Origin of the sequence: Caulobacter sp. Root1455, from assembly GCF_001426905.1 — a bacterium.
In the GTDB taxonomy this organism is placed as follows: domain Bacteria; phylum Pseudomonadota; class Alphaproteobacteria; order Caulobacterales; family Caulobacteraceae; genus Caulobacter.
The window spans coordinates 486,868-500,252 of sequence record NZ_LMFQ01000020.1 but is presented as its reverse complement, the minus strand read 5'-3'; the positions used below and the strand labels follow the sequence as shown (position 1 = coordinate 500,252).

Here is a 13,385-nt window from a genome sequence, read left to right as displayed (position 1 = left end):
TCGGCTGAGCGCGGCTTTCGATGCCTGAGAGACCCCTCATCAGGCGCTAGGCGCCACCTTCTCCCGCGAGGGGAGAAGGATCAGGTCAGCCCAGCTTGGCGGCGTCCTCGTCGCTGATCTCTTCGTTGGAATAGACGTCCTGGACGTCGTCGTCCTCGTTCAGGGCGTCGAGCAGCTTCATCAGGGTGGCCACGGCGTCGCCGGTGACCGGAACCTGGCTCTTGGGGCGCCAGGCGATCTTGGTGTTGCTGGCCACGCCGAACTTGGCTTCCAGGGCGGCGGCCACGTCGTTGAGGTCCTCGAAGGCGGTGTAGACCGTGTGGCCCTCGCCCTCCTCGTCCATGTCCGACACCACGTCGTCGGCGCCGGCCTCGATGGCGGCCTCCATCATCTCGTCCTCGGACGCGACCTTGGCCGGATAGCTGACCTGGCCGACGCGGTCGTAGTTGAAGGTCACCGAGCCGGTGGCCCCCATGTTGCCGCCCATCTTGGTGAAGTAGGAGCGGACGTTGGCGGCGGCGCGGTTCTTGTTGTCGGTCAGCACCTCGACGATGATTCCGACGCCGCCGGCGGCGACGCCTTCATAGCGGATCTCGGAATAGTCGGCCGCGTCGCCCATCTGCGACTTCTTGATCGCGCGGTCGATGACGTCCTTGGGCAGGCTTTCGGCCTTGGCGTTGTTCACGGCCAGGCGCAGGCGCGGGTTCATGTTCGGGTCGGGCAGGCCCGCCTTGGCCGCCACGGTGATCTCCCGCGACAGCTTGGAGAACAGCTTGGAGCGCGCGGCGTCGGCGCGGCCCTTGCGGTGCATGATGTTCTTGAATTTCGAGTGGCCGGCCATTCGGAGGCTCTTCTCTGATCTGCGAAGTGAAAGTTAGGCGGCGCTTCTAGCGCTTGGCGCCCCGTATTGTCATCCTCCAAGCTGCGAAGCCCGCGCTGGAGACCCTAGATGACCCCGTCCGATTTCCTGTCCGAACCGTTCGACCCGGCTCGCCTCGGGGCTCTCGAGGCGCAGGACCAGGACGCGATCCACGCGGCCCACAAGTCCCCGGCGGCGGCGGGGGTCGTGGCCGCCGGAGCCCTGTCGACGGGCGCGGCCGCGTTGGGCGGCCTGGCGGTCGGGGCGCTGGCGGTCGGGGCCTTGGCCATCGGCGTCCTGGCCATCGGCCGCCTGTCGGTCGGCAAGGCGCGGATTCGCCGGCTGGAGATCGACGAGCTGATCGTGCGACGCGTCTCGCCGGGAAAGCGGCGGCGCCAGGGTTGATCGACATTCTGCCTGGGAAGCGAAAACCTCGTCCTTCGACAAGCTCACGATGAGGTTTTCTAATGCCGAGGCCTCCACAATGGTCCTCATCCTGAGCTTGTGGAAGGACGAGGACCACGCACCGCGTCGACTATCGTGTCCCCTAAGCCACCTTCAGCTCGACCTCGATATTGCCGCGCGTCGCCTTCGAGTACGGGCAGACCTGGTGGGCGGCCTGCAGCAGCTTCTGGGCGGTGTCGGCGTCGAGGTCGGGGGCGTTCAGCGTCAGGCGGGCGCCGATATGGAAGCTGGTGTCGTCCTTGATCAGGTCGACCTCGATGTCGAGGCTGTGCTCGCCCAGCTTGACGCCCTGGCCGCGAGCCACCAGCCCCAGGGCGCCCAGGAAGCAGGCCCCGTAGCCGGCCGCGAACAGCTGCTCGGGATTGGTCCCCTCGCCGTTGCCGCCCATCGACTTGGGATAGCCCAGCTTGACGTCCAGGTGGCCGTCGTCGGTCTTGGCGGTCCCTTCGCGGCCGCCGACGACATGGGCGTGGGCGGTGTAGATGGCGTCGGTCATGGGGGTGCTCCTTCGGAGAGGTTTGGGGTCGCGCGGCGACCTTGTGACCGAAGGTATGACGCGCGCAAGCGCGGCCGGCTTCCTTAGGGGACCCTCTCCCCTCCGGGAGAGGGTTTCAAACCTCCGGCACGGTCTCCTTCAGCCGCCCGCCGACCCGGATCGGCTCGACGCGGACCGCCAGGCCCGTGCGGTCGTCGGTCTCGACGAACACGCCGCAGACCGTGGCCGGACCCGAGGCCGGGGTGTAGCGCCCGCCGCTGATCTTGGTGGTGAACCGCCGCAGCGGCTCTTCCTTCTGGTTGCCGATCACGCTGTCATAGTCGGCGCAGGCCCCGGCGTCGGTCTGGTAGGCGGTGCCGCCGGGCAGGATCTGGGCGTCGGCGGTCGGCACATGGGTGTGGGTGCCCACGACCAGCGAGGCGCGGCCGTCGCAATAGTGGCCCATGGCCATCTTCTCGGACGTGGCCTCGCAGTGCATGTCGACCACCACCGCGTCGGCCACCTGGCCCAGCGGGGCCTTGTCCAGCTCGCGGTCGGCGGCGGCGAACGGGTCGTCCATGGCGTCCATGTGCACCCGGCCCAGCAGGTTGACGACCATGATGGTCCGGCCGCCCTCGGTCTGGAACAGGTGGCTGCCGCGGCCCGGGGCGTCCGACAGGATCGGATAGTTGGCCGGACGGATCAGGCGCGGCTCGCGCACGATGTAGGTCAGGGCCTCGCGCTGGTCCCAGCTGTGGTTGCCCAGGGTCAGGCAGTCGGCGCCGGCCTCGAACAGTTCGCGCGCCGTGTTCTCGGTGATCCCGAAGCCGGCGGCGGCGTTCTCGGCGTTGATGATCACGAACTCCAGCTGCAGCTGGCGGCGCAGGGCGGGCAGATGGTCGGCCAAACCGTCGCGGCCGGATTTGCCGACGACATCGCCGAAGAAAGCAAAACGCATGAATTTCAGTCCTCTTGGACGGCGATATACTCGCTTTCCGTCAGGATGGCGTCCAATCGTTGGTCGTGAGGCTCATCGGGCAGCCCCTGTGTCTCCTGTCCCACATAGGCCAGGCCCAGCATGAACACCGGCCGGCGGGTCCGCAGCGCCGCCAGCGCCCGATCGTAGTAGCCGCCGCCCTGGCCCAGGCGCCGTCCCTGGCGGTCGAAGGCCAGCAGGGGCGCGACCACCAGGTCCGGCTCCAGCATCGGGCTCGACGGGTCGGGGGCGTTCAGGCCGATCTGGTCGTGGACCAGCGGGTCGCCGGGCGTCCACCGGCGGAAGACCATGTGGCCGTCCTCATCCTCGACGCTGGGCAGGGCCAGGGTCCAGCCCTGCTCCAGCAGCCAGTCGGCCAGGGGACGGGTCTCGACCTCCGAGCCCAGGCCGAAATAGACGGCCGCGACCTTGCCGGCCGGCTCCGGGAAGCGCGCGGCCAGGGGTTCGCGGGCGACGTCGACGACCATCCAGCCGGCCTCGGGATGCTCCAGGGCCAGTTCCTTGCGGCGGTTGCGGACGAACATCCGCAGGGCGATCTTGGCGGCGGCGGGATCGGCGATGACCATGGCCTCTCCTGCCATTTCAGGCGGCGAACCGCCAGCCGGTCAGCAGCCAGGGAACCAGCCCCGCCACCACGCCGGGGGCGACGACCAGGAACAGGGCGCTGCCGATCAGGGCCTTGGTCTTTCGCATGCGGATCTCACGCGTCGGAACGCTGGATCGCATCAGAATGGGGGAAGGTGGCGGCGCCGTGAAGAACCGTGAAGACGTTTCAATCCACTCGAACCTGTTTGTTACAGGTGGGCTCCGTGTTCCCGCAGCCACGGCCACGGGAGGGAACAGATCCCGATAGAGAGATTAAGGTCCCTGGGAATAGAAATCTTCGACGAGGGCCACAGCTGACCCGCCGTTGGAGAAGATAGGCGTTCGGGGCCCGCAATACCAGTGGGGTGTTGTCGCACTTGCCCCCTACGGACCGCTTCGCGGTCGTCTTCCCCCACAGGGGGAAGAGGTGCCGCCGCCAGCGCGGTGCGCGTCCTCCGCCCCCTATGGGGGCGGACAGGCGGCGAAGCCGCCAGGTGGGGGCAAGTGGGTGGGCCGCTAACCCTTCACCAGTTCCCCCATCACCGCGCTCCACCCCCGCTGCGCCTCCGCCCCCGCCCGGTCGAACGCCGCCCGCAAATGCCGCGTCTGGGCTTCGGTGAGTTCGGCTTCCAGCTTCCGGCCCTGGGACGTCAGGCGCAGATTCTTGACCCGGCGGTCCTGGGCGCCGGCCTCGGCGCCCACCAGGCCCATCTCCATCAGCTGGCGCAGGGGCGCGTTCAGGGCCTGCTTGCTGACGGCCAGCAGGTCGAGCAGGCCGCGCACCGAGACGTCCGGCCGGCGGCCGATGAAATACAGGATGCGGTGATGCACCCGGCCCAGGCCACGCTTGTCCAGAATTCGGTCAGCACGGTCGGTAAAGCCGCGATAGGCGAAATAGAATTGCTCGATCTCGGCGTGAAGATCGTCCGTCGGGGCAGGATTATCCAGGTCAACCATATTGACACAATAGGCGCCGCCGCCTCATGGTGTCGATAGGTCAAGATCATTGACGCTGTTGGGGAGAGGACGGCGATGGCGCGTCTGTCGATGCGGAGTGCGGACATCAAGCCCTCGCCGGTGCGCGACATGCTCAACGTGTCGCAGCGCCCGGGCATGATCTCGTTCGCCGGCGGCCTGCCCTCGCCCGAGACCTTCGCGGGGCTGGACCTGCCCCCGCCGCCGCGCGACCTGCTGCAGTACGGCCCCACCGAGGGCGAGCCGGCCTTGCGCGCCAGGATCGCCGAGGACCTGGCCGCCCTGGGCCTGGACACCGCGCCCGACCGGGTGATGGTGCTGTCCGGCTCGCAGCAGGGCATCGACCTGGCCGCCAAGCTGGTGGTCGACGCCGGAACCACCCTGGCCGTCGAGTCGCCGGCCTATCTGGCCGCCCTGCAGGTGTTCCGCTTCTACGGCGCCCGGTTCGAGATCATCGACAGAAGCGCCCCCGGGGCCGGCTGGGCCGAGGCGCCGCCCGCGATGGCTTACGTCATCCCCACCTTCCAGAACCCGTCCGGCCACTGCTGGACCGCCGCCGAACGCCGGGCCATGGCCCGGGCCTGCCAGGCCCACGACGTGATCCTGTTCGAGGACGATCCCTACCGCGACCTGGTCTATGAGCCCTCCGACCGCACGCCGGTCTGCGCCGGCATGACGGGCGGCTCGTGGATCTATCAGGGCTCGTTCTCCAAGACCGTCGCCCCGGGCCTGCGACTGGGCTACCTGACCGCCTCGCCCGACCTGTTCCCGCTGCTGGTCCAGCTGAAGCAGGCGGCCGACCTGCACACCAACCGACTGAGCCAGTGGATGGTGCTGCAATATCTGAACGATCCGGGGCGGGCCGAGCGGATGGACCAGGTCACCGCCCTCTATCGCAACAAGCGCGACGCCTTCGCCGACGCCCTGACGCGGCATCTGGGCAACAGGGCGTCGTGGTCGCTGCCGCCGGGCGGGCTGTTCTTCTGGCTGACCCTGGAGGACGGGATCGACGTCGAGGCGCTGCTGAAGCGCTGCGTCGAGCGCGGCGTGCTGTTCACGCCCGGAAGCCACTTCCTGGCCGAGGGCGGCGCCAGTTCGACGATCCGCCTGAACTTCAGCCTGGCCGAGCCGGAGGCGGCCGAGCGCGGGCTGGCGGTGATCGCGGCGGTGTTGCGGGAGATGGGCTGAGCGCTCACCGCCTCAAAGCACCGTCATCCCGGGCCTTGTGCCCGGGGCCTCTGGCTCAGCTGACGGTGAAGCGAAATGGCGCGCTGGCGCGCCACCCCTCCGCACCTGCGACGGACAGAGGGGTCCCGGGCACAAGGCCCGGGATGACGGTGGTCAGGGGGTTTGAGAAGGAGCGCGAACGCCCCTACCCCTGAACCAGCGCCTCGATCTTCTCGGAGGCGGCGTCCAGGGCCTTGATCGCCCGGATCTCGACGCGGGTCTGTTCGGTCTGCAGGCGGGCCAGTTCGGACTGGGCGTGGGCCAGGCGCAGCTTCAGGTCCGACAGCTCGTCGGCCAGCAGCAGGGCGCCCATCAGGAACAGGCGCGTCTCGCCCAGCTGGCCGACGTCCTGGCTGACCTGGCGGACCTGGCGGTCGAACAGGCGGGCGATTTCCAGCAGGTGGGCTTCCTGCCCGTCCTCGCAGCCGACGGTGTAGGGCCGGCCGTTCACCTGGATGGTCAGTTGGGCCATGGATCAGGCCTCCCTTTCCGTCACGCCGTCATCTAAGTCGAACAGGTCGCCGGCTTCGGGCCCCTCGTCGCCGAGGTCTTCCTCTTCGTCGTGCACGCCTTCGGTGATCAGGCTTTCGTCGCCCAGGGCGGCGCGGATCTCGGCGATGGCGCGGCCCAGGGCCTCGGAAGCCTGCTCGCCGGCCTCCTCGAGAGCCTTCTCGCGGGCCCGCGCGGCCTCGAGGTCGGCGACCAGGCGCGCGGCCTTGGACTCGGCCTCGACATCGAACAGGCCGGGATCGCCGGGCGCGGCGCCCGACGACGCCGCGGAAGCGGCGGCCGAGAACGCGGCCAGACGCGCGGTGCGCTCGGCCGTGATCTTCTGTTCCAGCTGGCTGACGGCGCGCTCAAGGCGTCGCGCGGCCAGCTCGAGAGCGTTCCCTTCGCCCGGGGTCATCGGCATCGTCCAATCATGCGGCGCAACATATAGACTGCCGTCCGCTTCGCCACCCGCCATGGCGACAATTGGGCGATGAAACGGCGCGGATAACAATAGGTCATCCAATGTGAGCGCTCGCGGAGGTTTCTTGGGGTTGACTTCCCCGCCCCGCACCGCAAAACGCGCTGCAAAATCAAGGTAACGTCGGTCGCCTGGACCGGACGCTCGTTAGGAGAAAGACCTCATGGCCATTCGCGTCGCCATCAACGGCTTCGGCCGGATCGGACGTCTCGTCCTGCGTTCCATCGCCGAGCACGCGCGCCGCGACATCGAGGTCGTCGCCATCAACGACCTGGGCCCGGTCGAGACCAACGCCCACCTGCTGCGCTACGACAGCGTCCATGGCCGCTTCCCCGGCGTCGTCACCTCGGGCGAGGACTGGATCGACGTCGGCCTGGGCAAGATCAAGGTCACGGCGATCCGCAATCCCGAGGAGCTGCCGCACAAGGACCTGAACGTCGACATCGCGTTCGAGTGCACCGGCATCTTCACCGCCCGCGACAAGGCCGCCCTGCACCTGAAGGCCGGCGCCAAGCGCGTGCTGGTCTCGGCCCCGGCCGACGGCGCCGACAAGACCATCGTCTACAAGGTCAACCACGAGACCCTGACCGCCGACGACATCGTCGTCTCCAACGGCTCGTGCACCACCAACGCCCTGGCCCCGGTGGCCAAGGTGCTGCACGACCTGGTCGGCATCGAGCGTGGCTACATGACCACGATCCACAGCTACACCGGCGACCAGCCGACGCTGGACACCATGCACAAGGACCTCTACCGCGCCCGCGCCGCGGCCCTGAGCATGATCCCGACCTCGACCGGCGCCGCCAAGGCCCTGGGTCTGGTGCTGCCGGCCCTGAAGGGCAAGCTGGACGGCTCGTCCATCCGCGTCCCGACCCCGAACGTCTCGGTCATCGACCTGAAGGTCGTGCCCTCGCGCGACACCACGGTCGACGAGGTCAACGCCGCCCTGAAGGCCGCCGCCGACGGCGACATGAACGGCGTGCTGTTCACCACCACCGAGCCGTTGGTCTCGTCGGACCTGAACCACATCGCCGCCAGCTCGACGGCCGCCCTGCCCCAGACCCAGGTCATCGAGGGCAAGCTGGTCCGCGTGCTCAGCTGGTACGACAACGAATGGGGCTTCGCGACCCGCATGGCCGACACGGCCCTGGTGATGGCGAAGTTCCTCTGATGACGGCGCGGCCCAAGCAAATCCTGCTCTGGGCCGCGACCGGCCTGATCTGGTTGGGCGCCTTTGTCGGCGGCCCAACCTTGATCGCACTCCCGTTCGTTCTGCCCTTGCTGAAGGGGCCCTGGCTCACGCCTTCGGGCATCGACCTTCTCCTGCTCATCGCTTTCTCCGCTCTCTGGTTGGCCGCCCTGATCTGGATCGGGCTTGTCCACCGGGGGAAGGCGCGCCTGGCGCACTTCGTCGTGGCCGGCGTGATCACTGGCGCGATGTTCTTGCCGGGCTTGTTCGCGCGGCCGCAGACCAATCCTACCGCCGAACTCTACCGCGTGCTTTGAGCACCGGGCCTCCTCTAACCACTGAGAAAACCCATGCCCTTCCGCACCCTCGACACCGCCGATCTCGCCGGCAAGCGCGCCCTGGTCCGGGTGGACTTCAACGTGCCCGTCGACGGCGGAGCGATCACCGACGACACCCGCCTGCGCGCGGCCCTGCCGACCATCCACTACCTGTCGACCAAGGGCGCCAAGGTCATCCTGCTGGCCCACTTCGACCGCCCCAAGGGCAAGGTCGTGCCCGAGATGAGCCTGGCCTTCGTCGCCGAGCCGCTGGGCAAGCTGCTGGAGCAGGAGGTGGCCTTCGCCAGCGACTGCGTCGGCCCGGCGGCCGCCGAGGTGGTCAACGCCATGGAGAACGGCGGCGTCGCCCTGCTTGAGAACGTCCGCTTCCACGCCGGCGAGGAAAAGAACGACCCCGACTTCGCCGCCCAGCTGGCCGCCAACGGCGACCTCTATGTCAACGACGCCTTCAGCGCCGCCCACCGCGCCCACGCCTCGACCGAAGCCCTGGCCCGCATCCTGCCCTCCTATCCGGGCCTGGCCATGCAGCGCGAGCTCGACGCCCTCGACGCCGCGCTCGGCAACCCCAAAAAGCCCGTGCTGGGCATCGTCGGCGGCTCCAAGGTCTCGACCAAGCTGGACCTGCTCAACAACCTGGTCGCCAAGCTGGACCGCCTGGCGATCGGCGGCGGCATGGCCAACACGTTCCTGTTCGCCCAGGGCCACGACATCGGCGGCTCGCTCTGCGAGAAGGACCTGGCCGACACCGCCCGCCAGATCATCGCCACGGCGCAGAAGTCGGGCTGCGAACTGCTGCTGCCGATCGATGTGGTCGTGGCCAAGAAGGTCGCGCCCGGCGTCGACGCCGAGACCCGCGAGCTGGCCGACGTCCAGCCCGACGACCTGATCCTGGACGCCGGCCCCAAGAGCGCCCAGCGGCTGATCGAAGCCATGGATTCGAGCAATACCCTGATCTGGAACGGTCCTTTGGGCGTTTTCGAGGTGCCTCCGTTCGACGAAGCGACGGTTTCGGCGGCAAAACACGCCGCGAAACTCGCTAAATCGGGTAAGATCGTCGCCGTGGCCGGCGGCGGTGATACCGTGGCCGCCCTGAACCACGCGGGCGTATCGGGCGATTTCACCTTCGTCTCGACCGCCGGCGGCGCGTTTCTTGAATGGATGGAGGGCAAGACGCTTCCGGGTGTCTCAGCCTTGGAAGCCTAGGAGGAGATACCCGCGTTCATGGCTCGCCCTCGTCCTTCGACAAGCTCAGGATGAGGGCTGAATTGAACGCGACGCCAACTTGAAATCCTCATCCTGAGCTTGTCGAAGGACGAGGATTTCACGCACGACCAGGGCAAAGAACGCATCAGCGTCGGGCCCCAAAAACAAGAAACGACCCAAATCACTCACGCTTGCAGGAGAACACCACGTGGCGAGGATCACGCTAAGACAGTTGCTGGATCATGCGGCGGAGCATGACTACGCGCTGCCGGCCTTCAACATCAACAACATGGAGCAGGGCCTGGCGATCATGGAGGCGGCGGAAGCCGTCAACTCCCCGGTCATCATCCAGGCCTCGCGCGGCGCGCGCAGCTACGCCAACGACATCATGCTGGCCCGGATGATCGACGCCCTGGCCGAGATCTATCCCAACATCCCGGTGTGCATGCACCAGGACCACGGCAACGGCCCGGCCACCTGCGCCACGGCGATCCAGTACGGCTTCACCTCGGTGATGATGGACGGCTCGCTGATGGAGGACGCCAAGACCCCCGCCACCTACGAATACAACGTCGAGGTCACCCGCAAGGTGGTCGAGATGGCCCACGCCTGCGGCGTCTCGGTCGAAGGCGAACTGGGCGTGCTCGGGTCGCTCGAGAGCGGCATGGGCGAGGCCGAGGACGGCCACGGCTTCGAGGGCAAGCTCAGCCACGAGGAGCTGCTGACCGATCCCGACCAGGCGGTCGAGTTCGTCGAGCGGACCGGCGTCGACGCCCTGGCCATCGCCATGGGCACCAGCCACGGAGCCTACAAGTTCACGCGCAAGCCGGACGGCGACGTCCTGGCCATGAACGTGATCGAGGAGATCCACCAGCGCCTGCCCAACACCCACCTGGTGATGCACGGCAGCTCCAGCGTTCCGCAGGATCTGCAGGACATCATCAACCAGTACGGCGGCGCCATTCCCCAGACCTGGGGCGTGCCGGTCGAGGAGATCCAGCGCGGCATCAAGCACGGCGTTCGCAAGGTCAATGTCGACACCGACAACCGCCTGGCCATCACCGGCGCGATCCGCAAGATCCTGACCGAGAAGCCGCACGAGTTCGACCCGCGCGCCTATCTCAAGCCCGCCAAGGAGGCCATGCGCAAGGTCTGCCAGGAGCGCTTCGTGCAGTTCGGCTCGGCCGGCCACGCCGACAAGATCAAGGTCCTGTCGACCGCGACCATGGCCAAGCGCTACAGCGCCGGCGAACTGAACGCCAAGTTCGGCGCGACGGCGAAGAAGGCCGCGGCCGAGTAGGCTAGCGGCTTTCGTGGATGCGAAGAGGCCTTCCGGGGAGACCCGGGAGGCCTTTTCGCATTTCACACCTCACGGCTGTCATCCCGGACCAGCGCGTAGCGCGCAGATCCGGATGACAGATTTCGGTGATGCGATCATCGGAAAGGCCTTTCCGTGCGCCCTGGGGCAACTCCCGTCCTCGCGGGCCGTTAACAGGCCCCATTGGTTCAAGGACACGCACGATGGTACTTCCCAAAGGCGCCCTGGTGGCCGTCGTCGACGGCGAGAAGCTGGTGCTGTTCAAGAACACAGGCGACCACGCCCCCGAACTGACCGCCCTGCCAACGCCGGACCTCAACGGCGGCGGCGGCTCGGGCGGCCATCCGTCCAGCGCGGCCAATCCCGACGACAGCACCCAGGCCGAGGACGGGTACGCCGCCGGCGTCGCGGCCCTGCTGAACCAGCAGGCGCTGACCAACCAGTTCGATGACCTATTCGTCGTCGCTGCCCCCAAGACGCTCGGCGAACTGCGCAAGCATTGGCACAAGGCGCTGCAGGCCAAGCTGGTCGGCGAACTCGCCAAGGACTTGACCGGCCAGCCGACCGACGCGATCGCCACGGCCATCGCCAACGCCTGACCGGTCCGCTTTCGCGACATGTGAAGAGGCCTCCCAGGGCGACCGGGGAGGCCTTTTTCGTTCCGCGCTAGGCCTCGGTCGCCGGCGTCAGGCGCGCCGGCTCGCCGTGCCGGGCCTCCAGCCGCATGGGCCGGCCGCGCACCCAGAGCCGGTCGATCCGGATCGCCTCCCAGCCGGCCGGCAGGACCACCGGGGCCTTGGACCAGGTTTCCGGCTCGCCCTCGCCGGGTTCCAGGCGCGGGAAGCCCAGCACCAGGCTCGACAGGAAGCCGCCCATGTTGGCGAAGAACGGACCGGCCCGCGGCTGTTCCGGGAACCGGTCGGGGCGGTATTCAAGGATCTGGGCGAAGCGGCCGCTCTCGAACCGGGCGTAGCCCTCGTCCAGCAGCTTCAGCGCCAAGGCGCGGTCGCCCGTCCGCGCCGCCCAGGCGCCGTACAGGGCCGACAGCATCGGGCTGCCGACATAGGCGTCGGCCTGGTCGAGATAGAACCTCAGGGTCGCCTGCTGGTCCTCGGGATCCAGTCGGTAGCCGAACGGCCACACCCCCATCAGCGGATCGGGCGTGCCGCCCTTCTCCTCGGTCTTGCGATAGCCGTCGTGCGAGACGACCACCCGATCGCGACGCGGCAGGACCATGCCGTCGGCGACGGCCCGCCAGCGCGGATCGATCGACCGGCCCAGGCGCTCGCCGATCCGCACGGCGTCGTTCAGCACCACCACGGCAGCCATGTTGGTGAAGGCGGCGTTGTCGACCGGCTGTTCGCGTTCGGCGATGCCCATGGACGCGCGGATCTCGTAGCCGTCGGCGGTCTGGTGGGCGCGCGAGACGATCCACTCGGCGACGCCCGCCAGGACCGGCCAGGCCTTCTCGCGCCGGAACTCGCCTTCGCCGGTCGCGTCGGCGAACAGGGCGAAGGCCCGCGCCACGTCCAGCGAGACGTGGTCCTCGTGCCAGCACGCCGTGCCCGGCAAGGGCGCGGCCTCTTCCCCCGCCGACGGCGAGCTCTCCCAGGGAAACTGCGCGCCTTCGCGGCCCATCAGCTGGGCGTTGGTCCGCGCGGACCGCAGGTTGCGGAAGCGATAGTCCAGCAGGGCGTGGGCCGCCTGGGGCTGGAGCAGGGTCAGGACCGGCGCCGCGAAGGCCTCGATGTCCCACATCACGTGGCCGTAATAGTAGTGATAGTCGTGCCAGGTGGCCAAACCGAAGATCGAGGTCGAGGCGCACGACGAGGCGTGGACCGAGGTGTTGAGATAGAAGAACGCCGCGTCGGCCAGGGCCTGCCAGCGGTCGTCGGCGCCTACCAGCCGCACCCGCCCCTTCCACAGCTCGTCCCAGGCCGCGCGGTTCTCGGCGCGGATCGCGTCGAAGCCGTCGTGCCGCGCCTTGGCGGCCATCCGCCCCGCGTGCTCGTCCGGACGGCCGTGCATGGCGCTGGGCACCAGGCTGGTGATCTGCCGCAAGCGATAGGTGGCGCGCGCTCCGCCGCGGAAGGCGTAGGTGGTGATCAGCCCCTGGCCGTCCAGGGCCGGACGCACGGGCTCGACACCCGCCGCCGCGCCGCCGGAGATCTCGGTGACATAGGCCATGCCCAGACGACCCAGGGCGCCGGCCGACTCCCACAGCAGCACGCCGTCGACGTCGGCCTTTCCTTCGCCCGGCGTGTCGCGCAGGAACCGCAGAGCCCGGCCCAGCACGCCGGTGGTCTCGACGCCCGCGCGCACCTGCAGGTCGCAGGCGCCGTCGACCTCCAGCGTGGTCTCCTGGCAGACCAGGGTCGGGTCCTCTCGGCTGGCGAAGGTCAGCACCGTGCAGGTCAGGCGGCGGGCGCCGGCCTGGAAGACGAACCGGCTGGTCAGCTCGCCCGTGGCGAAGTCGTAGGCCTGCTCCAGGTCGCCGACCTGGTGCGGCAGGTCGGACAGCCAGGCCCCGTCGACGGCGATGTCGCCGGCCAGGGGATAGGGCGCGGGCGTCGCGCCCTCGATCCGCCGCTCGGGGTCCTCGCCGGCGTAGCCGCCGACGATGGTCATGCCGGCCTGCAGCGGCTGGCAGCGCACGCGCAGGCCGATCAGGCCGTTGCTGACATAGGCGGGCAGTTCACGGCCGCCCGCGCCGGACACGGATGGCGGATTGATGGGACGAGACACGGCGGACTCCGACGACACCGACCCCGTTTCATGGGTCGG

General features: G+C 68.7%; 15 protein-coding genes. 7 read left to right on the top strand and 8 right to left on the bottom strand.

The genetic code is table 11. The annotated features are described in order from the left end of the window. Positions 1 to 85 precede the first annotated feature (85 nt). The gene (locus ASD21_RS11850) at positions 86 to 841 is read right to left on the bottom strand and encodes a YebC/PmpR family DNA-binding transcriptional regulator (protein ID WP_056440925.1); all 756 of its coding nucleotides are present in this window, start codon (positions 839 to 841) and stop codon (positions 86 to 88) included. A 108-nt stretch (positions 842 to 949) separates the two neighbouring features. On the opposite strand from ASD21_RS11850, the gene ASD21_RS11845 reads away from it, so the two are divergent. Next, the gene (locus tag ASD21_RS11845; protein ID WP_200941425.1) at positions 950 to 1,264 is read left to right on the top strand and encodes a hypothetical protein; all 315 of its coding nucleotides are present in this window, start codon (positions 950 to 952) and stop codon (positions 1,262 to 1,264) included. 142 nt (positions 1,265 to 1,406) lie between these two features. Here the strand turns inward: ASD21_RS11845 and ASD21_RS11840 are convergent, their stop codons facing one another. The 4 genes from ASD21_RS11840 to ASD21_RS11825 all read right to left on the bottom strand — a co-directional run bounded on the left by ASD21_RS11840 (position 1,407) and on the right by ASD21_RS11825 (position 4,338). Next, positions 1,407 to 1,820 (bottom strand): organic hydroperoxide resistance protein, encoded by a 414-nt coding sequence (locus tag ASD21_RS11840; protein ID WP_056440922.1) that lies wholly within the window; start codon positions 1,818 to 1,820, stop codon positions 1,407 to 1,409. A gap of 115 nt (positions 1,821 to 1,935) precedes the next feature. After that, positions 1,936 to 2,757: a TIGR00282 family metallophosphoesterase gene (locus tag ASD21_RS11835; protein ID WP_056440919.1), complete on the bottom strand. Its 822-nt coding sequence runs from the start codon at positions 2,755 to 2,757 to the stop codon at positions 1,936 to 1,938. A gap of 5 nt (positions 2,758 to 2,762) precedes the next feature. After that, a complete protein-coding gene (locus tag ASD21_RS11830) occupies positions 2,763 to 3,362 on the bottom strand; it encodes a 5-formyltetrahydrofolate cyclo-ligase (RefSeq protein ID WP_082554728.1) in 600 nt (199 codons plus the stop codon). Positions 3,363 to 3,897: 535 nt separating this feature from the next. Further along, entirely contained in the window at positions 3,898 to 4,338 is a 441-nt protein-coding gene (locus ASD21_RS11825) for a MarR family winged helix-turn-helix transcriptional regulator (RefSeq protein WP_056440913.1), read from the bottom strand. Positions 4,339 to 4,413: 75 nt separating this feature from the next. Here ASD21_RS11825 and ASD21_RS11820 point away from each other — a divergent pair, with 75 nt between their 5' ends. Next, the gene (locus tag ASD21_RS11820; RefSeq protein WP_056440910.1) at positions 4,414 to 5,544 is read left to right on the top strand and encodes an aminotransferase-like domain-containing protein; all 1,131 of its coding nucleotides are present in this window, start codon (positions 4,414 to 4,416) and stop codon (positions 5,542 to 5,544) included. A 184-nt stretch (positions 5,545 to 5,728) separates the two neighbouring features. On the opposite strand, the gene ASD21_RS11815 is transcribed toward ASD21_RS11820, so the two are convergent. Together ASD21_RS11815 and ASD21_RS11810 are read right to left on the bottom strand one after the other, a co-directional pair. Continuing rightward, positions 5,729 to 6,055 (bottom strand): cell division protein ZapA, encoded by a 327-nt coding sequence (locus ASD21_RS11815; protein ID WP_012284839.1) that lies wholly within the window; start codon positions 6,053 to 6,055, stop codon positions 5,729 to 5,731. A gap of 3 nt (positions 6,056 to 6,058) precedes the next feature. Then, the gene (locus ASD21_RS11810) at positions 6,059 to 6,490 is read right to left on the bottom strand and encodes a hypothetical protein (protein ID WP_056440908.1); all 432 of its coding nucleotides are present in this window, start codon (positions 6,488 to 6,490) and stop codon (positions 6,059 to 6,061) included. A 226-nt stretch (positions 6,491 to 6,716) separates the two neighbouring features. On the opposite strand from ASD21_RS11810, the gene gap reads away from it, so the two are divergent. The 5 genes from gap (at position 6,717) to ASD21_RS11785 (ending at position 11,200) form a co-directional block, all read left to right on the top strand. Next, positions 6,717 to 7,724, top strand: coding sequence for a type I glyceraldehyde-3-phosphate dehydrogenase (gene gap, locus ASD21_RS11805; RefSeq protein ID WP_056440905.1), 1,008 nt, complete (start codon positions 6,717 to 6,719; stop codon positions 7,722 to 7,724). Further along, a complete protein-coding gene (locus tag ASD21_RS11800; protein WP_056440902.1) occupies positions 7,724 to 8,059 on the top strand; it encodes a hypothetical protein in 336 nt (111 codons plus the stop codon). The genes gap and ASD21_RS11800 overlap by 1 nt, the downstream gene beginning before the upstream one ends. A gap of 33 nt (positions 8,060 to 8,092) precedes the next feature. Further along, positions 8,093 to 9,283: a phosphoglycerate kinase gene (locus ASD21_RS11795; protein WP_056440900.1), complete on the top strand. Its 1,191-nt coding sequence runs from the start codon at positions 8,093 to 8,095 to the stop codon at positions 9,281 to 9,283. A gap of 208 nt (positions 9,284 to 9,491) precedes the next feature. Beyond that, the gene (gene fba, locus ASD21_RS11790) at positions 9,492 to 10,583 is read left to right on the top strand and encodes a class II fructose-bisphosphate aldolase (RefSeq protein WP_056440897.1); all 1,092 of its coding nucleotides are present in this window, start codon (positions 9,492 to 9,494) and stop codon (positions 10,581 to 10,583) included. 221 nt (positions 10,584 to 10,804) lie between these two features. Then, positions 10,805 to 11,200: a host attachment family protein gene (locus ASD21_RS11785; protein WP_056440894.1), complete on the top strand. Its 396-nt coding sequence runs from the start codon at positions 10,805 to 10,807 to the stop codon at positions 11,198 to 11,200. A 67-nt stretch (positions 11,201 to 11,267) separates the two neighbouring features. On the opposite strand, the gene ASD21_RS11780 is transcribed toward ASD21_RS11785, so the two are convergent. Further along, a complete protein-coding gene (locus ASD21_RS11780; RefSeq protein ID WP_200941429.1) occupies positions 11,268 to 13,346 on the bottom strand; it encodes a glycoside hydrolase family 65 protein in 2,079 nt (692 codons plus the stop codon). Positions 13,347 to 13,385 lie beyond the last annotated feature (39 nt).